30 protein-coding genes and 1 tRNA gene are annotated in these 23,668 nt (G+C 66.7%); 17 read left to right on the top strand and 14 right to left on the bottom strand.

What is annotated here, in order from left to right; all coding sequences use genetic code 11:
• Positions 1 to 115 precede the first annotated feature (115 nt).
• Positions 116 to 1,753 (top strand): penicillin-binding transpeptidase domain-containing protein, encoded by a 1,638-nt coding sequence (locus ACFV6H_RS04835; RefSeq protein ID WP_384977218.1) that lies wholly within the window; start codon positions 116 to 118, stop codon positions 1,751 to 1,753.
• A gap of 72 nt (positions 1,754 to 1,825) precedes the next feature.
• On the opposite strand, the gene ACFV6H_RS04830 is transcribed toward ACFV6H_RS04835, so the two are convergent.
• A complete protein-coding gene (locus ACFV6H_RS04830) occupies positions 1,826 to 2,173 on the bottom strand; it encodes a hypothetical protein (protein WP_385538648.1) in 348 nt (115 codons plus the stop codon).
• 293 nt (positions 2,174 to 2,466) lie between these two features.
• Positions 2,467 to 2,832, bottom strand: coding sequence for an ATP-binding protein (locus ACFV6H_RS04825; RefSeq protein WP_385538647.1), 366 nt, complete (start codon positions 2,830 to 2,832; stop codon positions 2,467 to 2,469).
• Between the two features lie 496 nt (positions 2,833 to 3,328).
• On the opposite strand from ACFV6H_RS04825, the gene ACFV6H_RS04820 reads away from it, so the two are divergent.
• The 10 genes from ACFV6H_RS04820 (at position 3,329) to ACFV6H_RS04775 (ending at position 8,466) form a co-directional block, all read left to right on the top strand.
• A complete protein-coding gene (locus tag ACFV6H_RS04820; RefSeq protein WP_385538645.1) occupies positions 3,329 to 4,171 on the top strand; it encodes a helix-turn-helix domain-containing protein in 843 nt (280 codons plus the stop codon).
• A complete protein-coding gene (locus ACFV6H_RS04815; protein ID WP_385538643.1) occupies positions 4,168 to 4,383 on the top strand; it encodes a DUF397 domain-containing protein in 216 nt (71 codons plus the stop codon). Before ACFV6H_RS04820 ends, ACFV6H_RS04815 begins: the two co-directional genes overlap by 4 nt.
• Positions 4,384 to 4,419: 36 nt before the next feature.
• Entirely contained in the window at positions 4,420 to 4,614 is a 195-nt protein-coding gene (locus ACFV6H_RS04810; RefSeq protein WP_384977208.1) for a DUF397 domain-containing protein, read from the top strand.
• Positions 4,615 to 4,647: 33 nt separating this feature from the next.
• On the top strand, positions 4,648 to 4,860 hold the full coding sequence (locus ACFV6H_RS04805; RefSeq protein WP_384977206.1) for a DUF397 domain-containing protein: 213 nt from the start codon (positions 4,648 to 4,650) through the stop codon (positions 4,858 to 4,860).
• A 37-nt stretch (positions 4,861 to 4,897) separates the two neighbouring features.
• Positions 4,898 to 5,104 (top strand): DUF397 domain-containing protein, encoded by a 207-nt coding sequence (locus ACFV6H_RS04800; RefSeq protein ID WP_385538640.1) that lies wholly within the window; start codon positions 4,898 to 4,900, stop codon positions 5,102 to 5,104.
• Positions 5,101 to 5,613 carry an NUDIX domain-containing protein gene (locus ACFV6H_RS04795; protein WP_385538638.1) on the top strand — a complete coding sequence of 171 codons (513 nt, stop codon included), beginning with the start codon at positions 5,101 to 5,103 and terminating at the stop codon, positions 5,611 to 5,613. Before ACFV6H_RS04800 ends, ACFV6H_RS04795 begins: the two co-directional genes overlap by 4 nt.
• A 46-nt stretch (positions 5,614 to 5,659) precedes the next feature.
• Entirely contained in the window at positions 5,660 to 6,325 is a 666-nt protein-coding gene (locus ACFV6H_RS04790) for a YdcF family protein (RefSeq protein WP_385538636.1), read from the top strand.
• 71 nt (positions 6,326 to 6,396) lie between these two features.
• Positions 6,397 to 6,789 (top strand): winged helix-turn-helix transcriptional regulator, encoded by a 393-nt coding sequence (locus tag ACFV6H_RS04785; RefSeq protein ID WP_384977200.1) that lies wholly within the window; start codon positions 6,397 to 6,399, stop codon positions 6,787 to 6,789.
• Positions 6,790 to 6,941: 152 nt separating this feature from the next.
• Positions 6,942 to 7,691: an SDR family NAD(P)-dependent oxidoreductase gene (locus ACFV6H_RS04780; RefSeq protein WP_385538633.1), complete on the top strand. Its 750-nt coding sequence runs from the start codon at positions 6,942 to 6,944 to the stop codon at positions 7,689 to 7,691.
• A 76-nt stretch (positions 7,692 to 7,767) separates the two neighbouring features.
• Entirely contained in the window at positions 7,768 to 8,466 is a 699-nt protein-coding gene (locus ACFV6H_RS04775) for an alpha/beta fold hydrolase (RefSeq protein WP_385538631.1), read from the top strand.
• A gap of 137 nt (positions 8,467 to 8,603) precedes the next feature.
• Here ACFV6H_RS04775 and ACFV6H_RS04770 read toward each other — a convergent pair whose 3' ends face one another.
• Positions 8,604 to 9,566, bottom strand: a complete 963-nt coding sequence (locus ACFV6H_RS04770; protein ID WP_385538628.1) for an alpha/beta fold hydrolase — start codon at positions 9,564 to 9,566, stop codon at positions 8,604 to 8,606.
• Between the two features lie 155 nt (positions 9,567 to 9,721).
• Here ACFV6H_RS04770 and ACFV6H_RS04765 point away from each other — a divergent pair, with 155 nt between their 5' ends.
• Positions 9,722 to 10,378, top strand: coding sequence for a TetR/AcrR family transcriptional regulator (locus ACFV6H_RS04765; protein WP_385538626.1), 657 nt, complete (start codon positions 9,722 to 9,724; stop codon positions 10,376 to 10,378).
• Between the two features lie 10 nt (positions 10,379 to 10,388).
• Positions 10,389 to 10,895 carry a YbaK/EbsC family protein gene (locus tag ACFV6H_RS04760; RefSeq protein WP_385538623.1) on the top strand — a complete coding sequence of 169 codons (507 nt, stop codon included), beginning with the start codon at positions 10,389 to 10,391 and terminating at the stop codon, positions 10,893 to 10,895.
• Positions 10,896 to 11,620: 725 nt separating this feature from the next.
• Here the strand turns inward: ACFV6H_RS04760 and ACFV6H_RS04755 are convergent.
• From ACFV6H_RS04755 to ACFV6H_RS04740, 4 genes are all read right to left on the bottom strand, one after another.
• Positions 11,621 to 12,469: a protein kinase gene (locus ACFV6H_RS04755; RefSeq protein ID WP_385538621.1), complete on the bottom strand. Its 849-nt coding sequence runs from the start codon at positions 12,467 to 12,469 to the stop codon at positions 11,621 to 11,623.
• An 86-nt stretch (positions 12,470 to 12,555) separates the two neighbouring features.
• Entirely contained in the window at positions 12,556 to 12,999 is a 444-nt protein-coding gene (locus tag ACFV6H_RS04750; protein ID WP_385538619.1) for a glycine-rich domain-containing protein, read from the bottom strand.
• Positions 13,000 to 13,189: 190 nt separating this feature from the next.
• Positions 13,190 to 13,262, bottom strand: a tRNA-Asn gene (locus tag ACFV6H_RS04745).
• A gap of 699 nt (positions 13,263 to 13,961) precedes the next feature.
• A complete protein-coding gene (locus ACFV6H_RS04740) occupies positions 13,962 to 14,159 on the bottom strand; it encodes a hypothetical protein (RefSeq protein ID WP_385538617.1) in 198 nt (65 codons plus the stop codon).
• 119 nt (positions 14,160 to 14,278) lie between these two features.
• Between ACFV6H_RS04740 and ACFV6H_RS04735 the strand changes: the two genes are divergently transcribed.
• Both ACFV6H_RS04735 and ACFV6H_RS04730 read left to right on the top strand, forming a co-directional pair.
• Entirely contained in the window at positions 14,279 to 15,103 is an 825-nt protein-coding gene (locus ACFV6H_RS04735; RefSeq protein WP_382856003.1) for a Scr1 family TA system antitoxin-like transcriptional regulator, read from the top strand.
• Entirely contained in the window at positions 15,100 to 15,330 is a 231-nt protein-coding gene (locus ACFV6H_RS04730) for a DUF397 domain-containing protein (RefSeq protein WP_385538614.1), read from the top strand. Before ACFV6H_RS04735 ends, ACFV6H_RS04730 begins: the two co-directional genes overlap by 4 nt.
• 296 nt (positions 15,331 to 15,626) lie before the next feature.
• Here the strand turns inward: ACFV6H_RS04730 and ACFV6H_RS04725 are convergent, their stop codons facing one another.
• The 6 genes from ACFV6H_RS04725 to ACFV6H_RS04700 form a co-directional block, all read right to left on the bottom strand.
• Positions 15,627 to 16,124, bottom strand: a complete 498-nt coding sequence (locus ACFV6H_RS04725; protein WP_385538612.1) for a phage terminase small subunit P27 family — start codon at positions 16,122 to 16,124, stop codon at positions 15,627 to 15,629.
• Between the two features lie 1,200 nt (positions 16,125 to 17,324).
• Positions 17,325 to 17,822: a hypothetical protein gene (locus ACFV6H_RS04720; protein WP_385538610.1), complete on the bottom strand. Its 498-nt coding sequence runs from the start codon at positions 17,820 to 17,822 to the stop codon at positions 17,325 to 17,327.
• Positions 17,823 to 17,824: 2 nt separating this feature from the next.
• A complete protein-coding gene (locus ACFV6H_RS04715) occupies positions 17,825 to 18,061 on the bottom strand; it encodes a hypothetical protein (RefSeq protein ID WP_385538608.1) in 237 nt (78 codons plus the stop codon).
• A 97-nt stretch (positions 18,062 to 18,158) separates the two neighbouring features.
• Positions 18,159 to 18,473 carry a hypothetical protein gene (locus tag ACFV6H_RS04710; protein ID WP_385538606.1) on the bottom strand — a complete coding sequence of 105 codons (315 nt, stop codon included), beginning with the start codon at positions 18,471 to 18,473 and terminating at the stop codon, positions 18,159 to 18,161.
• A gap of 352 nt (positions 18,474 to 18,825) precedes the next feature.
• Entirely contained in the window at positions 18,826 to 19,734 is a 909-nt protein-coding gene (locus tag ACFV6H_RS04705; RefSeq protein ID WP_385538969.1) for a recombinase zinc beta ribbon domain-containing protein, read from the bottom strand.
• Between the two features lie 82 nt (positions 19,735 to 19,816).
• Positions 19,817 to 20,581, bottom strand: coding sequence for a recombinase family protein (locus tag ACFV6H_RS04700; RefSeq protein WP_385538604.1), 765 nt, complete (start codon positions 20,579 to 20,581; stop codon positions 19,817 to 19,819).
• 91 nt (positions 20,582 to 20,672) lie between these two features.
• Between ACFV6H_RS04700 and ACFV6H_RS04695 the strand changes: the two genes are divergently transcribed.
• Complete coding sequence (locus ACFV6H_RS04695) at positions 20,673 to 21,476, top strand: EamA family transporter (protein WP_385538602.1); 804 nt, start codon at positions 20,673 to 20,675, stop codon at positions 21,474 to 21,476.
• 37 nt (positions 21,477 to 21,513) lie between these two features.
• Here the strand turns inward: ACFV6H_RS04695 and ACFV6H_RS04690 are convergent, their stop codons facing one another.
• Positions 21,514 to 22,284, bottom strand: coding sequence for an SDR family NAD(P)-dependent oxidoreductase (locus ACFV6H_RS04690; RefSeq protein ID WP_385538599.1), 771 nt, complete (start codon positions 22,282 to 22,284; stop codon positions 21,514 to 21,516).
• A 279-nt stretch (positions 22,285 to 22,563) separates the two neighbouring features.
• Between ACFV6H_RS04690 and ACFV6H_RS04685 the strand changes: the two genes are divergently transcribed.
• Positions 22,564 to 23,625: a DUF1259 domain-containing protein gene (locus ACFV6H_RS04685; RefSeq protein WP_385538597.1), complete on the top strand. Its 1,062-nt coding sequence runs from the start codon at positions 22,564 to 22,566 to the stop codon at positions 23,623 to 23,625.
• The last annotated feature ends 43 nt before the right edge of the window (positions 23,626 to 23,668 follow it).

Here is a 23,668-nt window from a genome sequence, read left to right as displayed (position 1 = left end):
CCCAGTCCTATAACGCACTCCTCCCTTGACACACCCGTCCCGTAGAGTTCGGTCCGATACTTCCTTGAACATGTTCAGATGTTCCAGGAGGCTCCTGGGGAGGGGGACTGCACAGATGCGCAGTGGAGCGAAGGTCGCGATAGTCGGCGGCGTGTTCGCCGTGGTCGCCGGCGGGGTGGGGTACGGCGCGTACAACGTGTACAGCGGGCTCACCGGCGGGAACACGGACACCACCACCACATCCGAGACGCAAGAGGTCAAGACCGGGCCGCTGAGCGCCGACGAGATCGACAAGGCCGCGAAGGACTTCCTCGCCGGATGGGCCGACGGAAGCGACGGCGCGAGCGTCGCCCAGCTCACCAACGACCCGACCGCCGCGGCGCCCGTCATCGACGGCTACCGAGACCAGGCCCATGTCACCGACGCGGTGATCACTCCGGGCCGGGCGGTGGGCGCGAAGGTGCCGTTCACCGTCAAGGCCACGGTGGCGTTCGGCGGCGAGAGCAAGCCGTGGTCGTACAGCTCCGAGCTGACCGTCGTACGCGGGCTGACCACCGGGCGTCCGCTGGTCGACTGGGCGCCGTCCGTGATCCATCCCGAGCTGACGGACACCACGCATCTGGAGACCTCCGAGGCGAAGGTCCCGCCGATCAAGGCGGTGGACCGCAACGGCGTGGAGCTGACGAAGGCGAAGTACCCGTCGCTCGGATCCGTCCTGGACCAGCTCCGGGAGCGGTACGGCAGCGACGCGGGCGGCTCGCCGGGCATCGAGCTGTCGCTGAAGAGCGACGGCGACAGCGTGCCCGGACAGACCCTGCTCACCCTCGCCAAGGGCAAGGAGGGCACACTGCGCACCACGCTGGACGCGAATGTGCAGGCCGCAGCCGAGCAGGCGGTGAAGAAGTTCAGCGAGGCGTCGGTCGCGGCGGTCAAGCCCAGTACGGGCGAGATCCTGGCGGTCGCCAACAACCGCAAGGACGGCTTCAACGCGGCGATGCTCGGCAAGCAGGCGCCCGGCTCCACGATGAAGATCGTGACGGCGGCGATGCTGCTGGAGAAGGGCCTGGCCGACGCCAACCGTCCCGCCGAGTGTCCGGCGACCGCGATGTACCAGGGCCGTACGTTCCAGAACCTGGACGGTTTCTCGATCCAGAACGGCACGTTCGCGCAGAGCTTCGCCCGTTCCTGCAACACCGCCTTCATCAAGCTGATCGATGACACCCACGACGACTCGGCGCTGAAGAGCGAGGCCGAGGAGGTCTTCGGCATCGGCCTCGACAACTGGAAGACCGGGATCGCCTCCTTCGACGGAAGCGTGCCGTCGGCGGCGGGCGGCGAGGCGGCGGCGCAGTACATCGGGCAGGGCACGGTCCAGATGAACGTGCTCAACATGGCGTCCATCACCGCCACCGCGAAGAACGGCACGTTCAAGCAGCCCATCATCGTGCCGCGCTCGCTGGACGACCGCGCCCTGGCCACCGCGGCGCGCTCGCTCCCGTACTCCGTGGCGCAGCAGCTCCGCGACATGATGCGGCTCACGGCGACGAGCGGTACGGCGGCCAACGCGATGTCCGGACTCGGCGGCGACAAGGGCGCGAAGACGGGCTCGGCGGAGGTGGACGGCCAGGCCACGTCGAACAGTTGGTTCACCGGCTTCCAGAACGACGTGGCCGCCGCGGCGGTGGTCCAGTCGGGCGGCCACGGCGGAGACGCGGCGGGCCCGGTGGTGGCGGCGGTACTCAGGGCGGGCTGAGCACACTTCACCCACGGGGCGGCGGTATGGGGCGGCGGTACGGGGCGAACCCGCGCCGCCGCCCCGCCCACATCACGCGGCAGCGCACCCCTCCGCCAGGTCCTCCAGATCCGCCACGGTGAAGTGATGTAACTCGATGACCAGTTGGGCCGCCAGGATCCAGCGGACGCGCCAGTCGTCCCAGGCGACTCCGTCGGCGTCGTACGCCTCCGGAAAGAGCCCACCGGGCCGGTACAACTCTCCCCGGACCCCGGCGACGGTCACCAGCCCCACCCGCAACGCCACATAGCGCATGCGCAGATGCGGACACGACCGTACGGCGGTCACGGCGCAGGGCACACAGACCGGCGGAAGCGTGGTGGTCAACTCGGCAGCCGACGCCTCCCGCTCGTCCGGGCCCTCACCCACGAGCCACAGCACCCCGTCCTCGTCACGATCGGCCGGCCCACCGCACACCTGGCACAACATCCGGCGTATCGCCCGCCGTTGCCGCAGAAAGTGCACCTGTCCGAACACGGGCCGCCCCTTCCCCGGACTCCACCCGATGCGCTTCCACAGGACGCCGTCGGCATCCCGGTCGTACGGCGTCTCCCGCGCGTACCCGATGCCCCGGCCATTGGCCACGACGACGGTGGGCGGACACTCCTCCGACGTCCACCGCGCGATGTACGGCACGACATCCGGCCGCGCGAGCGCCCCCGCCCCCGCCCCCGTCAACGAGCACCTCCGGTGGACAGCTCGGCCCAGACGACCTTGCCCGGCCGGCCGCCGCCCTCGTCGCGCTCCCGGACACCCCACGCATCCGCCAGAGCGGCCACCAGCACAAGCCCCCGCCCATCACACGCGTCGGCGTCGGGCACCCGCAACTCAGGCCGCTCGACGGAGGCGTCATGCACCTCGATACGCAGACCACGCATCGTCGGCACATAACGGGTCTCGATCTCCCGCCCGGGAGAGACGCGAGCGTGCCGCCGGGCATTGGTCAGCAACTCGGAGAGGACGAGAGCAGCCGAGTCCTCCAGCTCACTCAGCCCCCAACTCACCAGCGCCTTACGCAACTCCACCCGCGCGAGCCCCACACAACTGGGATGCCGACTCCACCGAAGGACAACGGAGCGGTCGGTTTGGCTCCGCGTCACCCAGCCACCCCCAACGGACTTGAGCGCACCGCACGTAAGCGATGACGCCCTACGGCCGGGAACAAGAGCCGCAACGGCGGATCGAGGAGACGGGCAATAAGCTGCAACACGTCGACGCTCCTTGGCTAAGCGTTGGCCACACCCCCGGACCGTTCGCGCGGTCGCGGGGGCTCTTCTGTGCTGCGTCCGTAGTGAGCCACACACGAAGCCACTTTCAGACGCCAGAGACCACGGGAGTCACACACGGCGATTACCCATGCACTCAACGCAACAAGAATGGCGCGATGCCAATCAGTTGGCAAGCTCCACAGACGAATTGGCAAACTTGCCATACCTCGCGACATGGCGAGCCATCACCTGTGCGAGCATGTAGCCGGCCTTGAGGGAGGCAGGAGAATCAGGCTCTGACCAGGACAGTGAGGAGCGGCGGCCGACCATGACAGCACCTACCGTGCGGCGACGCAGACTCGGGCTGGAGCTGAAACGCCTGCGGGACAAAGCCGAGTTGACTCTGGACGATGTCGTGGCCCACTCCGGCTTCAGCGCCTCAAAGGTCTCTCGAATCGAGAGCGCCACCCGAGGAGCTCGCCCGACCGATGTGGAGCGACTCCTTGACATCTACGGCGTGGAAGACAGCGACGTCGTCGCCTTCCTTCTCGTACTCGCCAGAGACGGCGGAAAGCGCGGCTGGTGGCAGACCTACGATCTCTCACCCGTCTACGCCGACCTGATCAGCCTGGAAGCTGATGCCACCTCGGTAAGTACCTTCGAGCCGTTGCTCGTTCCTGGCCTCCTTCAGACTGCCGCGTATGCCCGCGCAGCCGTTGGAGCGATCATGATGAACGCGACAGCGGAGGAGATCACGCCTCGGGTCGAGGTTCGGCTGGCTCGGCAGTCGGTCCTGAGCAGGCCAAGACCGCTGAAGCTCCGGGCCATCATCCATGAAGCGGCCCTGTCCGCTCGCACACCGGATGCCGGCGTGATGCGTGACCAGTTGCAGAGGCTCCTGGATGTGGCCACGTATCCACACGTGAGAATCCAAGTGTTACCTCTGGATGCCGAGTTGCACCCCGGAACGGCCGGAGGCTTCACGGTGCTCGGGTTCGGCCAACCGGGCCTCGACGTAGTGCTGTTGGAGCACCTGGAAAGTAGTCTTTACATCGAACAGCTCGAAGGAGTGGAACGGTACGTCGAAGCGTACGAGCGACTCACCGCATCCGCCCTGCCGTTCGATCAGTCGCTGTCCCTGATTGTCAGCAAGAAGGATGCCCTCCAGTGAGCACGTTCATCTCGAACGCTTCCACGTTGAACGTCGAGTGGCGCAAGTCCAGCTACAGCGGAGCCGACAGCAACTGCGTCGAGACCGCCCTGCTGGACGCCGTGGCTGCTGTCCGTGACAGCAAAGCTCCCACCAGCCCCGCTCTGTGCTTCTCCACTGGCGGCTGGTCGTCATTCATCGCCGCAGTCAAGGATGAGACGCTCGCCGCCTGATCCTCTCGGGCGGGCCGCCGACCAGGAGGCACCAGCATGAGCAGCAGCAAGCAGGTCACTCGCCGGCGGAAGAGCAGCCACAGCGGCGACCAAGGCGACTGCTCGGAAGTAGCGAGCACCGCTGATAGCCGCCTCGCCGTCCGTGACAGCAAGAACCCCAACGGGCCCACCTTGCCTTTCGCGCGCCAGGCATGGGCGGACTTCATCAGCGGAGTCAAACTCCCGGCTTGAACGGGCAGTGCCCGGCGCACAGGAGGTGTTCGTATGCAGCGCAACCTCACCCAACTCACCCAGCCCACTTGGTACAAGAGCAGCTACAGCGGCGATCAGGGCAACTGCCTGGAAGTAGCGAGCACTCCCGGTAGTGGCCTCGCCGTCCGTGACAGCAAAGCTCCCACCAGCCCCGCTCTGCGCTTCCCCACTGGCAGCTGGTCGTCATTCCTCACCGCCGTCAAAGATGAGACCCTCACTGCCTGATCTCTCCCGGGCAGACCACCAACCAGGAGGTACCAGCATGAGCCGCGACAAGCAGGTCACTCGCTGGCGGAAGAGCAGCTACAGCAGCGGAAACGGCCAATGCGTCGAGGTGGGCGACGGTCTCCCGGGCGCCGTACCCGTGCGGGACAGCAAGGCACCTGCTGGACCCCGGATCGTCTTCGACGCGGTCGCCTGGACGTCGTTCGTGACAGTGGTCAAGGCCGACGGCTTCCCGATCCTGTGAGCGGTCAGCAGACCGATGACCGTTCTCCGGCCCTCAATCCCGGCCTCAAGCCCGCCCTCGAATCCATGACCTTGCTGGTCGCCGCCGTCATCGTCCACGACAGGGCCACCAACCGCATCCTCCTTCTCCAGCGCAGCGAGCACGCCAAGTTCGCCCGCGGCTTGTGGGACCTTCCCGTCGGCAAGAACGAACCTGGCGAGCCCGTCACCGAGACCGCTGTGCGCGAGTTGTACGAAGAGACGGGGCTGACCGTGAAGCCGGAGTCCCTGAAGGTCGCTCACATCATCCATGGCGCCTGGGGCGTCGAGGCCCCCAACGGCTTCCTCACCGTCGTCTTCGCCGCCCACGAATGGACCGGTGAGCCCGAGAACCGTGAACCGCACAAGCACGCCCAGGTCCGCTGGGTCGGCGTCGACGCCATTCCTGAGGAGTTCGTGGACACCACCGCCAGCGCCCTCCGGCGTTACCTCACCGGCGGGCCGGAGGTTTCTCTTGACGGCTGGCGTTGACGAGATGTCGCGCCGGTCGGACGGACAGGAGCGGACAGGAGCGGACATGATTTCGGCGCGGGCGTGGGATGACGCGCGGCGGTTGTGGGGATTTCAGCGGATGGGGCATGAGGCGCGGGCGTGTTCCGTCGCGGTCGGGCTCGGTAGTCATGACCTCGGGGTGGCCGATACGGCGGTTGGTCTCTATCGGCGCGGCATGATGCCGCTCATCGTCTTCACCGGCGCGACCAGCCGTACGACGCGTGAGCGGATGCCGCGTGGGGAGGCGGTGCACTATCGGGAGCGGGCGCTTGAGCTCGGGGTTCCCGGGGCCGCCGTGCTCGTGGAGCCTCGGGCCCGTAACACGGGCGAGAACATCCGCTTCTCACGGGCGGTGCTCGAAGAGGCCGACGTCGACGTGTCGTCCGTACTCCTGATCAGCAAGCCGTACGAGGAACGGCGGGCGTACGCCACCGCGCGCAAGCTCTGGCCCGAGGTCGAGATCGTGAGCGCGTCCACGCCCATGTCCCTTGAGGAGTACGTGGATTCGCTCCAGGACGCACATCTTGTGTTCGACATGCTCGTCGGAGCAGTGCAACGGCTGCTGATCTATCCCGAGCAGGGATTCATGATCAGCCAGCCACTCCCCAAGGACGTCAGGGCGGCCTACGAGCGGCTCAAGCGGGAAGGGTTCACGAGCCGGCTCGTGCCGGGCGCACAGGGCGGAGCGTGAACGGATCCGTCCGACCTCAGGGTGGTATACGGTGGATACCAGGGCGACGACGGCGACCACCGGAGGCGACTATGACCACCACCCCGGCTCCCGCCGATACCGCGCTGCCGCGCTCCGTGATGCTGCGTGAGGTGCTGGCCCGGCTGGGCGACAAGTGGACGGTGATCGTCATCTGCCGCCTCAGCGAAGGCCCGCGCCGTTTCAATGAGCTGAAGCGGTCGGTCGACGGCATCACCCAGCGGATGCTGAGCGCCACCCTGCGGCGGCTGGAGCGGGACGGGCTGGTCAGCAGGACCGTGACACCGACCGTTCCGCCGCAGGTGGAGTACGCGCTGACCGATGTCGCGCGCAGCCTCCACTCGGTCCTGTTCCAGTTGGTCGACTGGACCGACGAGCACCTCTCCTACATCGAAACCTCCCGGGCGGCCTACGACGCCGCCTCCCCCTCACCGCCCTCCAGCTGAGGCCCGGGCCCGGCCGGGTGGTGTCAGCGAGGGAACCAGGGCACCTTTTTGTTCCCTCTTGAAGCAATTGCCGGGGTTGAACAGAGTGGAAGAGAACCCAACGGCCGCCATTCGGCCGGTCCCTTCCCCTCACCCCCCGCAAAGGACCTCTCGTGGGCAAGCTCGTATCCCGTACCGCCGTGGTCACCGGCGGCTCCAAAGGCATCGGCCGCGGAATCGCCCTGGCGCTGGCCGCCGAGGGCGCCTCCGTGGCCATCGCCTACAGCCGGGACGACCAGGCCGCCAAGGACGCGGTCGCCGAGATCGAAGGACGCGGCGGCCGGGCACTGGCGGTGCGCGCGGATGTCTCCCGTGCCGACCAGGTCGGCGATCTCTTCGCCCGTACGGCACAGAAGTTCGGCCCCGTACACATCCTCGTCAACAACGCGGCCGTCTTCTCCTTCCAACAGATGACGGAAATCACCCAGGAGGAGTTCCACCGGCAGTACGGAACGAATGTCCTCGGTCCGGTCCTGACCATGCAGGCGTTCACCGAACAGGCTCCCGCCGAAAAGGCGACGATCATCAACGTGACGACCTCCGGCATCGCGCACAACAACCCGGGATCCGCTCTCTACACCTCGACCAAGAGCGCGCTGACGACCATGACCAGGATCGCCGCGAAGGAACTGGCCGGACGAGGCATCCGTGTCAACGCCCTCGCTCCCGGAGCCACTGACACCGAAGGCGCCCGTTCCCTCGGTGTGATCGGCAGCGACATGGCGACCGAGCTGATCGCCTCCACTCCTCTGGGCAGGCTCGGCCGTCCCGAGGACATCGGTACGGTGGCGGCGTTCCTCGCCTCCGACGACGCCGCCTGGATCACCGGAGAGGTCATCCACGCCGACGGCGGAGGCCACTGAGGCCGGAAAGGCCTGCCCAGGGCGTGCCGAGGATGGTTCCGGGGCCGTTGTCGGACCTCTCCGCTACGTTGCCGACATGACGCAATTCGTACTCGTCGCAGGCGCGTGGCTCGGCTCGTGGGCATGGGATGAAGTGGTGCCGTTGCTGCGTACGGCCGGCCACGGCACCCACCCGTTGACGCTGTCCGGTCTCGCGGAGAAACAGGGCGTGTCGGCCGGGCAGCAGACCCATGTCCAGGACATCGTCGGCGAGATCGAACGCCACGACTTGCGCGATGTCGTCCTGGTCGGACACAGCTATTCGGGCATCCCGGTCGGCCAGGCCGCCGAGCGGATCGGCGACCAGCTGGCCCGCGTGGTCTTTGTCGACTCCAATGTGCCGACCGACGGAGAGTCGTTCGTCTCCGCCTGGTGGGAGGGCCCGGCAAAGCTGGAGGCCGCGATCGCCGCGAACGGCGGCTTCTGGGCGCCGCTGACCGCGGCCGACTACGCCGGGCAGGGCCTCACCGATGAGCAGATCACCCGGATCGTGAGCGGCTCGACACCGCATCCGGGCGCCTCGCTGGCCGAGCCGGCCGTGCTGGCCCGGCCGCTCGGCGAGCTTCCGGCGACGTACATCAAGTGCCTGCTCGACGGCGCGGAGCCGAGCGAGGACGTGGCCCGGTTGCTGACCAGCAAGAACTGGCGGCTGGTCGAGATGGACACCGGCCACTGGCCGATGTTCTCCCGGCCGGGCGAACTGGCGCGGATCCTCCTCGACGCGGCCGACGAGTGACCGCGGTTCCGTACCGGTTCCGTACGGTTCCGTACATCGGGACGGTGGTCGCCACGTCCGACCGCGTGGCGCTCGCCGTAGCCGTCCGTCCCGCTCGCGGCAGCCGACCTGTCCGCGCACCTGCCCTCGTACGCGCCTCAGGCGGCGTCCCGGTACGGAGCCAGGAAGCCCGTCAGTGCCGCCAGCATCGCCTCGGGGGCTTCCTCGGCCGGGTAGTGGCCGCAGTCCGGGAGGATCACGCTTTCCAGGTCGTCGGCGGCCAACTTCATGGTGCTCTCGACCAGTTCGGCCGAGCATTCCGCTCCCGCGATCGTCAGAACCGGCAGTGTCAGCCGTCGGCGCCTGCGGCGGATGTTCTGCTCCATCGTCGTGTCGAGTGCGCGGTAGAACTCGAAGCTGGAGCGCAGCGCCTCGGGACCGGCCGAGAGAGCGTCGACATAGACCTGGACGGCATGCTCCGGCAGTCCCGGACTCGCGGCCTTCGAGGCGAACTGATGGCCGAAGTAGAGGCGTTCGCGTCCTCTGACCAGCAGTTCGTTCATCTCGGTGAGCCGGTTGAAGCCGAAGTGCCAGAGCCGGTCGTTGGCCTCCCGGGTCCCGAACAGCGGCGGGGACGGTGACAGGCCCGGGATCGCGGCCTCGGCGACGGCCAGCCGTTCGAGCCGGTCCGGGTGGTCCGCGGCCAGCGCGTAGCCGGTCCACATCCCGACGTCGTGGCCGACCATCGCGAAGCGCCGGTGCCCGAGCGCGGCCATCAGCGCCACCAGGTCATCGGCGAGCGTGCCCGTGTCGTAGCCGTCCAACGGCTTGTCGGAGAGTCCGACGCCGCGCTGCTCCACCGCGACGACCTGGAAGTCCCTGGCCAGCGCGGGCATGAGAAGACGCCAGGCGTACCAGGTCTGCGGCCAGCCGTGCACCAGCAGCAGAGGCGGTCCCTCGCCGCCGGTGACGGCATGCAGACGGAGCTCGCCGGTGTCGACGTACCGGCTGGTGAAGATGTCGGCGAAGCCCGGCGGAAGGTGCGGCACCTGGGAGACCGAGCCGGGGCCATCGGCCGGGAAAGGAGTGTGCGTTGTGCTTGTGGTCGTGGTCGATTCCATGACGGTCCTGTTCAGCAGAGCGACGGCTTCAGCGCGGCGACGGCCGGAGAGCATCACCGTAACAGCATGTTGGACTGATCAGTCAAAGAACACGTTAGGCTCGCCGGTACAGGCACAAGACCGGACACGGCGCACGGAGGACGGAGAGGTACGCCATGGCAGGCCGAAAGCAGTTCGACGTCGATGAGGCCGTGCGGCGGTCGATGCATGTCTTCTGGGAGCGCGGGTACGCGGACACCTCACTCGATCTGCTCGGCTCCGCCACCGGACTCGGCCGCGGCTCGCTCTACGGAGCCTTCGGCGGCAAGGACGACCTGTTCCGCCGGTGCCTCGACCACTACGCCGCCGTCTACGGCGCCCGGCACGACCAGGCGCTCGCGGCGCATCCGGACGATCCGGTCCGCGCGGTGGAGGCGATCTTCGGTGTCGTCCTGGACCGTATCGCCGATCCGTCGGTGCCGGACGGATGCCTCCTGGCGCAGTCGGCCGCACAGTCGCCGACGCTGAACGCGGAGAGCCGCAGCCGCGTGCACGAACTGCTCGGCAAGCAGCGGAAGAGAGTTCGCACCGCGCTGTCGGCCTCCGGCCCCGAAGGCGGCGGGAGCGAACCCGAAGAGCTGGACGACCTCGCCACATACGTCGTCGCCGTCATCCAGTCGCTGGCCGTACTGAGCCGCGTCGGCACTCCGCTCGCCGACCTGCGCGCCGTCGTCCGTATCGCCTGCACCACGGTGGCGGACACACTCACGCGCACGAAGGCTCCGCACGGCCCGGAGGAAAGCAGGTGGTACGGCCCGGCCCGTGGCCGCTAGCGTGCGACGCATGAGCACTTCCGACACCGCCGCCTCCGCCGCCCACCCGCGTTTCGCCGAGGCCCTGCGTGAGCTGGGCCTCGACGCGGTCACCGGGCGGATCCGCCGCTTCCCCGACGCCACCCGCACCGCCGCGGAGGCCGCCGCCGCGATCGGCTGCGGTCTCGGCGAGATCGTGAAGTCGCTGGTCTTCGAGGCCGACGGAGTGCCCGTACTGGTCCTGATGGACGGCGCCTCACGGGTCGATGTGGAGCGGGTACGACAGGAGTTGGGCGCGGCGGCCGTGAAGCGGGCCGGCGCCGACGCCGTACGGGAGACCACCGGCTACGCCATCGGAGGCGTCCCGCCCTTCGGACACCGTACGAAGACCCGCGTACTGGCCGACCGAGGGCTGCTCGCACACGCCGTGGTCTGGGCGGCTGCGGGCACACCGCACTCGGTGTTCCCCATGGACCCGGCCTCCCTGATCACACACGCGGGCGGCACCCTGGTGGACGTACGTGAGCGCGAGGCGTGACACCGCTCGTCGCCGCCGCGGTCCTCGTCGTCGCCCTCACCCACGCGAGCTGGAACGCCATCGCGCACCCCAACACTTCTAACTACCAGTTCTGAGGGTACGCGCACGTCAGCGAACACAGAAGCCCCGCCCGGTTGGTGGCCGGACGGGGCTCGGGAGAGGCTGAGAGACGCTAGCTGGACATCGGCACGCGTACCCCGTGGATCACGTCGGAACCGACGTCAACACCGTCCAGAGCGGCGGCAAGCTCAACGCGCCGCTGTCGCTGGGCTTCGTGCTCTGCGGCCCTGTCCTGTTGCGCTTTGAGTGCCGCCTCATACGCGAGGACGAACGGCCGGATGAGTGGTGTCTCCTCCCCCGTCAACGGGGTCGGGTCGGCGTTGTACTCCGCGTACGGACTTCGGGGCACAGGGGCCGCTACAAGAGTCGCAGACGGCTGCTCAGCAGTCTCAGCGGGGGCCGTCCGATGCCTGCCCTCGGCGGGCAGAAAGACGGCAAGGATGGAACGCAGGCACGCCACGAGGGCGCGCGCGATAGAGTTGCGCACGGCGACAGATCTCCTCAGATCACTTGGTGTCGTCCGGGCCTCGGGAGTGTTACCAGCACTCGCCGGGGCCACCTTTTTATGTTGTGGGCCGAACATATCATTCGGCATTCGGGGTGTCAGGCACGCCCCGCCCACCTGTCAGGGGGAACAGACAGACGGGGCCGCATAACGGCTGCCTTTAGCTACGCAGGTCTGCGCAGACTTCGGCACACGTCGGCCGGTCGCCCGGATTTGGGCGCAGCATTTCCTCAATGAGCTTGCCGAGAATACCCGGCACGGTCACCGGCCGGTGAGGCTTCTCTGCAATGGCCTTGCGCTGCTCCGGCCGTGACGCGTCATCGGGATATTCAACGTGCCGCCACCCGGTAGCGCTGATGAACAGCGCGGCCCCAAGCGCGTACATGTCTGATGCCATGGACGGCGTAGCCGTACCGTTCTCAAGGACGCTGCGCGAGATCTCAGGAGCCTCGTAGTGGACGAGACAGCCACGGTACGGGAAGTCGTATTCGTCGGGGATTTCCGCACCCTGAGCGAGAGCTAAGTCAATGAGGAATGTACCGGTCCGGCCGAGGATGAAATGGGCAGGCTGGACGTCCCCGTGCACGATCCTTTTTTGATGCAATAGCTCAAGGGCTTCGGCACATGAGAGCGCGTCGTCGAGATTGGGCATTGTCGGCGGCAACGGAGGTTCGCCGGAACGGTGATGCTCCCAAAGCTTCCAAAGGTCAACCCCGGGCCGCCAAGGCTGGATATTCCAGGTGCCCCCTTCCCAGACCCCGTGGCTTACCCGCTCGGGACCAAGTTGCTGCAATATGGCCCCTTCGCGGGCGGGGGCGCGGGCAGTCCACTCCTGAGCAGGCCACTGCTCCGTCGCCAGGATGGGCCATCCAAGCTTTACGGCAAACTTCCCCTGGTCGGTGTCCACTTTCCAGACCGTTGATCCGCGTCGATGCAGTACGAGTTTCTGTGAGAACGGCTGGATCGTGTCCACGATGCTCTTGGGCAAGTCGTGGGGAGTGTCGTTCATTTCTCATTCCTTCCCGGCACGGGGCCGACCCTCTCTCTTTCGGAGAGTCGGCCCCACGCTTGCGGCGAGTCGGAGACTACCGGCCGTTAGCTTGCGCCGTACGGCCGTCCGCAGTCGCTGTCACACTGAGCCGCGTTCTCCCCGTTCACGGACCACAGGCCATCGAAGACGACGAACCCCGCTGCCTTGATGGCATGGGCCGACGCAGTAACGTCCTCGACCTTGCGAGGGGTCCCGGGCCGTGCGTTGTGGTCCAGGAACCGGCCCGCGTACTGCTGGCAGAACTCCCGGTACTCCCGGGTGTGCAGGATGAACGCGTGGAGCCCCATGTCCACGTCGTCACTGGGGACCATGGGAAGGGTGGACTCCGCCGCCGTTGCCACAAAGGCAAGGGCCTGGTCAGTAATCCGCTCCGCCGTTTCAAGGTCACGCTTTTCGTGGTGCACGACGAATGCGACGATGCTGGCGAACACGTCGCCACTGATCAGTGACCGACCTGTCCTCTGATCGCTCGACACTGCTGTTGTCATTGCTGCTTCCCTCCTGTGCATGGAGTGGTGCAATGCGTGTACTGCCTCGTCCGGCTGCTTCACGCACGAAGTAGCCGGACGGACCTTCCCCTGAGCGGAATGTGCTTTTCCCCGCTTAGGAGGTCTTGCGCCCGCCCGACCACGGGTGCCTGTACTTCTCCTTGGAACAGGCGCTCGCAGTCGGGCGGAGTCCCCTTGCCCGGACTCGAACCGGGGTCCCTGGATCAATAGTTCCAGGCTCTTCCTGACTGAGCTACAAAGGGTCAGCCCCGTGAGGAGCCTTTGAGGTCTTACCGCCGACCCCGACTTTTCTGACCTGTGCCGAATTCACGGTTTCGCTTCATGACCGCTCCTTCCCAGAAATATGCTGCGCTGTTCGTCATCCATCGCTTCGAAGCAGTCGTCATGTACGGGCACGTACCAGCCGAGGCCGGATGGGGCGTCCCAATAAGCCGTGCGATGGGGCTCATCCGGCTTGACGGGCCAATGACATGCAAAGCAGCCCGGGTGGTGATCTTGGCGGGACAAGATGTGCTATCGCTTCCGTCGTACGGGGCGGACTTGTCGGTCACAGCCGCCGCCCCAGGATGTTGATTTCACGGTGACGCTGGGCCGTGTCCTGCTGAAGGCGGGACATGAGCTGTGCCATGGCCGGACTGTCGTCCGTCGATTCCCGGGGGCGGTGAAGGCACATGGGGCAGCCGCACACTGGGAATTCGAGACCGGACCGGAGCGGGAACTCTCCGCCCTCGGGAAGGTCGCTATTCACTCCTCCGCCCCCTCGTCGGTCGCCCGGCGGTGCGGATGCTGCCGGATGATGTCGCAGGCATTCCGAACGCTGACCACGCTGGCCATCACGTACGCCCTGGCCCGACTCAGGTCGGCCGCAGAGCAGATGAGGCACTCGGGCCAGGCCACGGGCTCAAGGTCCGGTCCTGTGAGGATCGGAAGGCTGCGGGCGCTCACCGCTCCTCACCCACCAGCGGCGCGCACTTGATCATGAGCCCGGTCTCGATCCGGAGCAGAACGGCCCGAGTAAGCGCGGCCCACCCAAGGCGGGGCACCCAGTCCGGGGCGAGCCCCCAGTAGCCACCAGCCGCTATCAGCGCGTACAGCTCGTCCGCGTAGGTGGCTGCCGGTGGTGCCGTAGTGCCTGTCATCGTCCGCGCCCTTCCCTGTCCGCGCCGTGCTTGCCGGGGTTCCAGGTTGGGAGTTCGCGCGTACTCTCAACAGGGGAAAAGCGATTCCAAACAGACTGGAATAACTGGGAGTTGCACGGGTGATCGAATCGGACGGGGCCGCTGAGCCTCAGGACGCGGCAGCGTATTTCGGACGTGAGGCGCAGTTCGCCCGCGAGGCACTGGGGCTGTCTCAAGTGGCGTTGGCATCGGAGCTGCACTATCAGCAGCCATACGTGAGCAAGGTGGAGCGGGGCATCCAGTTCGCCAGTGAGGAGTACGCCGCTGGGCTTGACCGGCTGTGCCGTACGCCGGGGGTCTATGCCCGACTTAGGGAGCGACTGAGCAAGCGCGGGCACCCTGGCTGGTTCATCCCATACCTGAACTTAGAGAAGGACGCGACCAGGGTTGAGGACTACTCCAATGCCTTCGTCATGGGCATGTTGCAGACGGCTGAGTACGCGGAAGCGACCTTCCGGGCCGTCCACCCGCGCGAGACTGACGACCAGATCAAGGTAAGAGTGGAGGCCCGCCTACGCCGCTATGAGGTCATGCGCCGGGAAGCTCCGCCCCTGCTATGGGTCATCCTGCATGAGGCGGTGCTACGAACCGTCGTCGGTAGTCCGGCCGTCATGGTGGCCCAGCTCGACCACCTGATCAGTGAGGCAGCGAGCCCCCACATCACGCTACAAGTGCTGCGCTACAAAGCGGGTGCTCCCGCATCGTCCCTACCGTTTACCCTGCTTACGCCAGACGACGGGGCAACAGTCCTGTACTCGGAGACCAGGGACCAGGGACATGTGATCGACTCGGCTGCTGCGGTAGGCAGCGCTCAGGCGACATACGAACGCCTTCGCGCTGCTGCCCGTTCGCCCGAGAAGTCCGTAAGCCTGTTCCGAGAGATTGCGGAGGAACACACCAGATGAGCAGCACCCCTGACCCTGCCGCCCCTGCATTGGCGTGGGTCAAGAGCACGTACAGCGGTGGCGAAGGTGGCCAGTGCATCGAGTGGGCACCTGAGGCCGCGGAGATACATGCCGTTGTTCCTGTCCGTGACTCCAAGCATCCCCAGGGCCCTGTCCTGGTCTTCCCGGTCGGTGCCTTCGCGGCCTTCGTCGGGGCTGTCCGGCAGGGCCGTTTCGACGCTTCCTGACCGGCCGCCGGACACCTACAGAGCCCCGTCACCCTCCCCCGGAGCGACGGGGCTTCTTGCTACCCTCTGTAAAAATTTGAGGGCTCGCCGGCAAAAAATCTCTGGGGTGAAACGGACGTGCCGGGCGCTACGGCTTTACTTTGTGTGATCAAGATGCGGATCTCGTTGCGGCTGCCTTGGTTCCCGTCCGTAGCTGCAAGGCCTCTGCTGCCTTGTCATTCCCGGATACGCGAAAGCCCCCGCGCCCGCCGCCCTGGTGTGGGTGACGAGCGCGGGGGCTCTGTGGTGGCGTGGGGTCAGTCCCACACGTCCGAGTCGTCATCGTCGGGCTCGGGAGCCGTGATGGCTGTGCGGGCGCTGGGCGAGAGGCCCAACTCCCTTATGTAGCGGCTGAGTTGGGTCCGGTACTGCGTTGCGATGGTTGCCGCACCGTTCTTCACCGTTCCCCGCTCGGCAGTCACCACGAGTCCACGCTCTGAAAGGTCCCGCTCCGCCTGGTCGATACGGGCCACGCACACGCACAGATCCTTGACGGTCGCATGGTCCACTTCACCAATACCGGCAGCCACTTCCAATACGGGTACTACGCGTCGCCATTCAGTGGACGCCACATTCCGACAACGCTCATTCGCGGTTTCAATGGCAGGATCAGGTGAAGATTTGAATACTTCGCTCCAGTCCGGCTCGGCAAGGATCGCGTGAGGGATTACCACCCCCTCTTTGATCGGTGCCTTTGACGGGTTTCCCTCACGTGCTCGCTGGACAGCAGACGTGGGCCTGTATCGGTCGGCCATGAATTCTCGCTTCCTGCTGAGGGTTCAAATAGTGCGTCCAAAAACGTCTACAGCTCCGGGGAGAGTTTTTTGCCTCCCTGCCGTTCTGGAGCGGGAGGGGAGGGGGCCACCCCCCTGGTCAAGCCGTGCGCTATGACCGAATTGGCTTCGCATTTGCAGCAGCCCAACCGCCCGGTTGCCGCTTAGCGGTCTCGCGGTTATGACACTGCGTGCACAGCGGACGGAGACGGTTGAACGCGTCAGGATCGGCGACCCCTTGCGCCGCCAACTCACGTCGAGACAAAGGGAAATGGTCGGCGACCGTGGCCGTGCGACCGCACAGCAGACACCACGGGTTCCGATACAGGTACGCCTTGCGTACGCGCTGCCACCGAGTCGAGTAGACCGAGCCACCACGCGACGCACGCTCCCTGTTCGCCTCGCGCTTGTGCCGCTCGCAGCGCCCACCAGTGCAGGTCAGGTTGGGACACCCCGGGACGCTGCAAGGAGGACGGGGTCTTCGGGGCATGGGGGATCACTCTCTCCCGGCAGGGTTTCGGCAGCATAAAGGGTCAAGAATGAGCCAAACATTGGCTGAAATTGGGTCACGAAAGTCGCGTAAGGGAAACGAAGGAACAGGTAGGCCGCTCACAACTCCGGGAAGGCAGTGCAACCACGGATTGGGCCTTAACACCGGCGTGCCCAAGGCTGGGTTTTGTGTGCTGCACTGGGGTACATGACTCGTGCCACGGAGAGAAGCAAGCGGCAGCCGCAATTTGAATTGCGCTGTGGAGGACTGCACTTGACAATTCAACGCGTGCCCGCGTGGCTAATCACCGTCATCACCACAGCAACCGGAGCAGGCGCCGCCTGGTGGACAAGCCGCTGACCAATGCACTGCACATGGCCCACGTCCACCGTGCCCGTCGTCGGCTCGGCGCAGTCGGGTACGGGGCACGGAGGCTTACGCGGTCTCGGGGCCATTCGGCGGAATGACCGGGGGATCAATGGCGGACCCGTCCGGAAGGCGCGGCGTGATATCCACGACCACGAGCCGGCCAGTGGCAGGGTCTCGCACCTGCTGAATCCCTCGCGGCATCGTGGTCCCGCCGTCCAGGTTCCCGCTTGACGAATCGGACCACATAGGGTGTCCGTCAGTGTCACGAGGGAAATACGGGTAATCCCCATCCGGTCCGGGGTCGAGGGCATCAACGGCCACTGTCAGCCAGTTCCTTCCAAGAAGCCGTCCCGCGTTTCCCGCAGTTCACGGGCGAATGCTGCGGCATTTTCCTCTGCCTTCTTTTCGGCATGGGAGACGATTTCGTCAAGGAGTGCTATCGGGTAGTAGCGCTGTTCCGGCACGGTGACCACTTCCCGAAGTGCTCTCTGTGCGCGCTGCGCCTCATCCAGAACGTGTCTGCGCCGATGGCGGGCAGCACGGTATTCGACGTAAGCGGCAAACCACGGTTCGGCCGACAGGGCCTCCATGAACCGCTCGCGGGCTTCGTCACCGGAGTGGGCTGCCTCATTCGCTCGCTCATCCCAGGTGTTGGCGAACTGGCGGTCATAAACCGCCCCGCGCTCCGCCCTGCGGGCCGCTTCGGCTTCCTGCGCTGCTTCCAACTGGGCCTGTGCGTCAGCGAGCGGAGCGGACAGCTTTTCCGCCTGTGCTTGGAGCTTGGCAACGCGCTCCGCAGCCTTCTCGATGTCGGTCGTCATAATCAGTTGCTCTCCTTCGTCACATCGATGCCGTGTGCGGCAGCGTTCTTCTTGTCGTTCTCGTAGTAGCCGAGGCCGATTCGGACCGTGGGGCCCATCCGCTCGAATACCTCGGGGCGGGAGTCGCGCAGTGCGGCGAGTTCTTCCATGCGCTCATCCCACTTGAAGTCGTCCGCGCGCCGCTGGTCCTTTTCTGGGAATCCGTCCAGGAAGTTAACTCGGCCGAGAGTGTCACTCATGTGTTCTTCCTTGCTGTGTGTTCGGGCATGAAAAATCCCCTGCGTGCATCACGTCAGGGGAGGAACAGAGGTCAGGGCATTGCCTGATGGGTGTATGTCAGTCCTGCATCGGCGTAATCGCCGAGGACTTCAGCAGCGCCCGCGCGGCAATCTGCGTGGCCCGGTACACGTCCGTGCGGCAGTACGGCGAGCAGAACCGGGGCGGACGCCCCCGGCCCCCGTAGGACAGTTCGTTGGAGCAGTCCGGGTGTGCACAGGTCCCGGAGCCTGTTTCCTCGGCGCGGTGCCGTGCGTCGGCAACGAGGCGGAGTGTTGCGCGGGCGGCGTCCTGGTCGCCGTTCAGTGCCGCTTGTGCGGCGTTCTCTGCGTGCCGCAGCAGCGCGCGGACTTGAAGGTGTTGTGTGGTGTCCATTGGCTCCTCGCTTGTTCACGGTGGCGGATCCAGCCTTGCGGCTTTCTCTCAATTCTTAGGGAGAGCGGAGGTTTCCCGTGCCCGACACGGCTCGGCCTCTTCTGTCTCCCTGGGGCAGGCGAGGGCAGCGGGAGCGGTGCGATGACGAGATGACGGATGGAGCCTCCTTCTCTCTTCTCTTTAGGTTTTTCTGGTTCTTCCCAAAAGACAGCAAGAATCGTCACTTCGTCATCTCTCACCACCTTCCCTCTCGCTGTCGGCAACCCGCCCAGAGGCCGTCTGCGGGCAGCAGACAGCCCCGGTGGTCCAAAAAAGGGGACTGGCCGGGGCTGTCTCGGGCCCTAGAAGGCCGTTACACGGCGACCAGTACGCGCACAGGCTCGGCGGGCGCGGGGGCGGACTCGGCAGCACGGATCTTGCTGCCCGGAGCGGGGGTCACGTCGCCCCGGGGTTCCGCTTCCACGTCCGCAGCGACCACGGCCACGGCTTCCGCTGCGGGGTCCAGCTCACCCCGCATGGTGAAGTCCACGCGCCGTATGTCGAGCTTCCGCCATCCGCCACGGGTACCGCACCATATGTCCAGCCGCACCCCTGCTTCTATGAGCATGGCCCGTCGGCCCGCCGTGTCCTTCTCGGCCCACTCCTCCGCGAACGTGCGGCCGGTCGGGGTGACGACGTGTTGCGGCTCGACCTTTTCGCGGGTTTCCAGATCAGCTATGCGGTTGTCGAGTGCGTCCGCGCGTTCCTGCCATGCCTGCCGTGCGTGCCGGGACTTCTGGCGCCCCTTCTGTTCCTGGTGCTCGTTGAACTCGGCGAGGGTGGCGCGTAGCTCGGGCTCGGGGTCGTACCCGGGAATCTCGACAACGTGCGTCGTCTGGACAGAGCCGACCAATCGCAGGAACGCGGCGGTCACATATTCGTCGGTCCAGTCCGCACGGATGTGCGTTCGAGAATCGCAGGGAACGCCGCGCGCTTTCGAGCTACAGCGGTAGACCGGTGCTGTATTGGGCTTGCTTGCTTTCCGCTGTAGGTACATGCGGCACTGGAATTCCGCACAGTGGATGACACCCTTTTGGAGTGCAGAAGTGTCGCGCCGCTCGGCCTTTTTGATCGACCGGGATTCAAAGAGAGCGTTAACCGCATCGAACTCTGCCCTGTCCATGATGGGTTGCTCGGTCATCATGACCGGTACTCCTGCGGCGTCCCGTACCGGCTGCCCATTGTGTGTCTTCCAGCCGATTAGCGCGGGGTTTGTGAGAATGTTCCTTACGACCGTTGACGTCCACTTAAACGCCTCGCGGGTGAGCCCCTTGACACTGCCGACCTTTCCGCCGCGTGTTCGCTTAATTTTTCACGGCCCAGTGGTCGCGTGGACTCAGGACACCGTCACTGTTGAGGTCTACAGCAATAGCGCTAGCAGCCCTACCTTCCAAAAGTTCCCGGACGATTCTCTCAATTATCTTTACGGCGTCCGGGTCCGGAATCAGGGTCAAACCGATCCCGCCGTGTTCTTTGGGCATCGGGGCGGGCATGTAGCCGTACGCGGGCCGCCCGCCTCGCCATCGAAGGGGCATTTTCCGCATGGCGCCCATGGCTCCGGAAACCCGGTCGCTGATGCTCTGCGACTCCACCTGAGCCGCGAAAGCCAGCATGAGCATCATGAGTTCACTCATGGGGTCCATCGGGTTGCGGAAGTCGAAAACGAGACGACCCCCGCCGATGCCCTCGGCAAAGACGAGCATCTTCCGGTGCTCGCGGGCCCACTTCGCAAGCTCGTGCATGTGCGCCATGGACCGGATGGCGCGGTCAAAGCGCCACCACACCAGCGCGTCAAAGTCATCAGGGCGGGTAAGCCACCCGCCAAGCTGCGGACGGTCGAACGGGCCGAACGCGGACGCGCTCACATCAAGGTCTACGGCCTCGCGGAGCCCATCACCCTCGCCAAAATCGATGCCGAGTGCTGCCGCTGCTATGTCGTCTGCTTCGCGCTGACGCTCGGGGCTGGTGGTCTCGTCGGTCAGCACGGACAGGCGTACGCACCGCACCCCCCGAAGGGTCTCGGTTTCGAAGACCGTGCCCGCGAGAGGGTTTCGGGGTGTGCTGGTCATACCTCCTGTAGGGACCGAAGGATTCCCGCTACCCCGCTTGACCAGCGTCGATGCCACCATGGGCCCACTCCAGAACTGCTAGAACGGAGTGTTGGGACACACCATCAAGGACCAGCTTGCCGCGTTCACGCTGATCGGCGGCGGCGCGGCGGTGATCGGTGCGGTGATCGCCTGCTTCGCGCCACTGCCACGCCCGGCGGCCTGGCCGTACCTGCTCGTCTCGGCGCTGCTGCACATCGGCTACCAAGCGCTGCTCATGCGCTCGTTCAGCCTCGGTGACTTCGGCCAGATGTATCCGATCGCGCGCGGCACGGCGCCTCTGGTGGTCACCGTGCTGGCGGCGGTCTTCGTGGATGAGTCCCTGGACATCTGGCAGGCGGCGGGTGTGGCGGTCGCCTCGGCGGGACTGCTGGGCGTCGCGCTGTGGGGGATACGGGGAACGAAGGGCGCGACGCGGAACGGACCTCACTGGCCCGCGCTGCTGGCCGCACTCGCGACCGGGCTGTCGATCGCCGCGTACACCGTCGTGGACGGCGTGGGCGTACGGAACTCGGGCTCGCCGATCGGCTACATCGCCTGGCTGATGATCCTGGAGGGCGCCCTGATCCCGGCGTACGCCCTGCGCACCCGCCGCGCCCGGCTGTTCGCCCAGCTCCGCCCCCACGCCGTCCTCGGGCTTCTCGGCGCGGCCCTCTCCATGCTGGCCTACGGGCTGGTCCTGTGGGCCCAGTCCCGCGCCCCGCTCGCTCCGGTCGCGGCCCTGCGCGAGTCCTCCATCATTGTGGGCGTGGCGATCGGCGCGCTCTTCTTCAAGGAGCGCTTCGGGACTCCGAGGATCGCGGCGGCGGGGCTGATGGTGGTGGGTATCGGGCTGATGCTGCACACCACCGGGTGAGAGCCGGAACCGCGCCGCACCCTCAGCTCCTGCACCCTCACGCCTCCGAGCCCAGCGCCCGCCGCAGGCCCACGTTGCTCGTCAGCAGCCCGCCGTCCACCGGGAGTGTCACGCCCGTGATCCATGCGGCGTCCTGGGAGGCCAGGAACGCGACCGCCGACGCCACATCGGCCGGTGTGCCCACCCGGCCCATCGGGTAGTGCGGCGCCGCGCGGTCCAACTGCGCCTCCCGGCCCGTCCAGGCGTCCGTGGCGATCGTGCCCGGAGCGACGAGGTTGACGCGGACACCTCGCGGCGCCGCGTGGCCGGCCAGCGTACGGGTCAGGCTCGCCAGGCCCGCCTTGGCCGCGCTGTAGGCGTGATTGCCGAAGTCCTGCTCGCCGTTGACGGAACCGACCGTGACGATCGCGCCCCGGCCCGAGTCCACGAGATGCGGAAGCGCCGCGCGGGCGCAGCGGAACGCGCCCGTGAGCGTGATGTCGAGATCCCGCGCCCAGACCTCGTCCGGTTCGTCCTCGAAGAGCGGAGCGTCCGGTGCGCACGCGTAGGCGTTGTTGACCAGTACGTCCAGAGCGCCGAAGCGCTCCACGGCGTACGCGACCGCCGCCTCCACCGACGAGCGGTCGGCCACGTCGCACCCGTACGCCACCGCGTCCGGGATGGTCTCCGCCGCCCGTGCCGCCCGCTTCTCGTCCAGGTCCGTGACCAGGACGCGCGCGCCCTCCTGCGCCAGCCGGCGCGCGATCGCCTCGCCGATGCCGCGCCCGGCTCCGGTGATCAGTACGCCGTATCCCTCGAAACGTCTCATCGGCCGATCATGTCGCCGACCGCACCGCCCGCACCAGGGCCCGTGATCCGGCCATGACCCGACGCGCGCCCCGGACGCCCGGACGCGTGCCCCGGACACATCCCCTCCGCCCCGGATGACCGAACGCAACAACCGCCCCAGCGGCACTACGGCGAGGGCGTGTTGAGCCACCGTCGGCAGCGGGCCGCGATGGCTCTCCCGGCCCACCTCGGGCATGGTTCCGTGGATCGCGCGCCCCGACAGATCATGTTTTGATCTCGTTACGGAGGTACAAACGTGATGAGCGGAGAATCGCGGCAGGAAAGCGACACACACGACAACGACACGGGCGCCGCGGCCACCTCGGGCACACAGCCGCGACGGCGGCTGCTCGTCGCGGCGGCGCTGGCGCCGGTGCTGGCCGGCGTGGGAACAGTCGCCGCCCTGGCCGAGCCCGGCGAGACGACCGAGGCTGCCAAGGGCGGTGGCGGCCACGGGCCCGTCAAACCGGTGCCCACGACGCTGGCGGACTGGAAAGAGGTCGCCCACGCACTGGGCCGTCCGGGCAACATGGTGCGCGGGCTCTTCTACCACACCGCTTTCCCGCGCTCGGACCTGAACGTGGTCTCCTACGGCGTCAAAGTGTCTCCCGGACTGGCCCTGGGTTCGCATGTGGCGTTCGTCCGGTACACCGACCACAGCGTCCTGGCCATGGGCGATCTGAATGTCACCGAGGACGAGCTCCAGAAGGTGATCGACGCCCTGACGGAGCACGGAATCGCCGTGACCGCCCTCCACAAGCATCTGCTCTCCCACTCCCCCGACGTCTGGTGGACCCATATCCATGGACACGGGCACGACGCGGTAACGCTGGCCCGCGGTGTCCGCGCGGTGATCGGCCGGACCTCCAGCCCGCCCGCCAAGCCTCCGAAGGCGCCGCCGCGCATCGATCTGGACCTCGCGGGAATCGAGGCCGTGATGGGAGTCAAGGGCACCAACGACGGCGGGATCTACAAGTCCGTCTTCGCGCGCCAAGAGCCCATCATCGACCGCGGCATGGTCCTTCCTCAGGGCCTGGGCGCGACCTCGGCCTTCAACTTCCAGCCACTGGGCGGTGGCCGGGCCGCGCTCAACGGCGACTTCGTCATGGTCGCCGACGAGGTCCAGGACGTCCTCACGACCCTGCGGCGCGGCGGGATCAGTCTCGTCGAGGTCCACAACCACGGCCTCAGGGAGGAACCGCGCCTGTTCTTCACCCACTTGTGGGCCGTGGACGACGCCGTCGAACTCGCCAAGGCCCTGCGTCCCGCGGTGGACGCCACCAACGTCGTACCGATCGAGCCGGAGCAAGCGCCCACGTAGGACGACCGCGGAAGACCCAGGTCATCCGGCCGTCACATCGCCG

It is taken from the genome of Streptomyces sp. NPDC059743 (assembly GCF_042732975.1).
Taxonomy (GTDB): Bacteria; Actinomycetota; Actinomycetes; order Streptomycetales; family Streptomycetaceae; genus Streptomyces.
The sequence above is the reverse complement of the archived record's forward strand: the minus strand, read 5'-3'. Positions and strand labels throughout refer to the sequence as shown.

Excerpts from the sequence above, each read along its gene's own strand:
- ACFV6H_RS04835 (WP_384977218.1), top strand. The coding sequence starts at position 116 with ATGCGCAGTGGAGCGAAGGTCGCGATAGTCGGCGGCGTGTTCGCCGTG.
- ACFV6H_RS04820 (WP_385538645.1), top strand. The coding sequence starts at position 3,329 with ATGACAGCACCTACCGTGCGGCGACGCAGACTCGGGCTGGAGCTGAAA.
- ACFV6H_RS04810 (WP_384977208.1), top strand. The coding sequence starts at position 4,420 with ATGAGCAGCAGCAAGCAGGTCACTCGCCGGCGGAAGAGCAGCCACAGC.
- ACFV6H_RS04805 (WP_384977206.1), top strand. The coding sequence starts at position 4,648 with ATGCAGCGCAACCTCACCCAACTCACCCAGCCCACTTGGTACAAGAGC.
- ACFV6H_RS04800 (WP_385538640.1), top strand. The coding sequence starts at position 4,898 with ATGAGCCGCGACAAGCAGGTCACTCGCTGGCGGAAGAGCAGCTACAGC.
- ACFV6H_RS04790 (WP_385538636.1), top strand. The coding sequence starts at position 5,660 with ATGATTTCGGCGCGGGCGTGGGATGACGCGCGGCGGTTGTGGGGATTT.
- ACFV6H_RS04785 (WP_384977200.1), top strand. The coding sequence starts at position 6,397 with ATGACCACCACCCCGGCTCCCGCCGATACCGCGCTGCCGCGCTCCGTG.
- ACFV6H_RS04775 (WP_385538631.1), top strand. The coding sequence starts at position 7,768 with ATGACGCAATTCGTACTCGTCGCAGGCGCGTGGCTCGGCTCGTGGGCA.
- ACFV6H_RS04770 (WP_385538628.1), bottom strand. The coding sequence starts at position 9,566 with ATGGAATCGACCACGACCACAAGCACAACGCACACTCCTTTCCCGGCC.
- ACFV6H_RS04765 (WP_385538626.1), top strand. The coding sequence starts at position 9,722 with ATGGCAGGCCGAAAGCAGTTCGACGTCGATGAGGCCGTGCGGCGGTCG.
- ACFV6H_RS04760 (WP_385538623.1), top strand. The coding sequence starts at position 10,389 with ATGAGCACTTCCGACACCGCCGCCTCCGCCGCCCACCCGCGTTTCGCC.
- ACFV6H_RS04755 (WP_385538621.1), bottom strand. The coding sequence starts at position 12,469 with ATGAACGACACTCCCCACGACTTGCCCAAGAGCATCGTGGACACGATC.
- ACFV6H_RS04750 (WP_385538619.1), bottom strand. The coding sequence starts at position 12,999 with ATGACAACAGCAGTGTCGAGCGATCAGAGGACAGGTCGGTCACTGATC.
- ACFV6H_RS04740 (WP_385538617.1), bottom strand. The coding sequence starts at position 14,159 with ATGACAGGCACTACGGCACCACCGGCAGCCACCTACGCGGACGAGCTG.
- ACFV6H_RS04730 (WP_385538614.1), top strand. The coding sequence starts at position 15,100 with ATGAGCAGCACCCCTGACCCTGCCGCCCCTGCATTGGCGTGGGTCAAG.
- ACFV6H_RS04725 (WP_385538612.1), bottom strand. The coding sequence starts at position 16,124 with ATGGCCGACCGATACAGGCCCACGTCTGCTGTCCAGCGAGCACGTGAG.
- ACFV6H_RS04720 (WP_385538610.1), bottom strand. The coding sequence starts at position 17,822 with ATGACGACCGACATCGAGAAGGCTGCGGAGCGCGTTGCCAAGCTCCAA.
- ACFV6H_RS04715 (WP_385538608.1), bottom strand. The coding sequence starts at position 18,061 with ATGAGTGACACTCTCGGCCGAGTTAACTTCCTGGACGGATTCCCAGAA.
- ACFV6H_RS04710 (WP_385538606.1), bottom strand. The coding sequence starts at position 18,473 with ATGGACACCACACAACACCTTCAAGTCCGCGCGCTGCTGCGGCACGCA.
- ACFV6H_RS04700 (WP_385538604.1), bottom strand. The coding sequence starts at position 20,581 with ATGACCAGCACACCCCGAAACCCTCTCGCGGGCACGGTCTTCGAAACC.
- ACFV6H_RS04690 (WP_385538599.1), bottom strand. The coding sequence starts at position 22,284 with ATGAGACGTTTCGAGGGATACGGCGTACTGATCACCGGAGCCGGGCGC.
- ACFV6H_RS04685 (WP_385538597.1), top strand. The coding sequence starts at position 22,564 with ATGAGCGGAGAATCGCGGCAGGAAAGCGACACACACGACAACGACACG.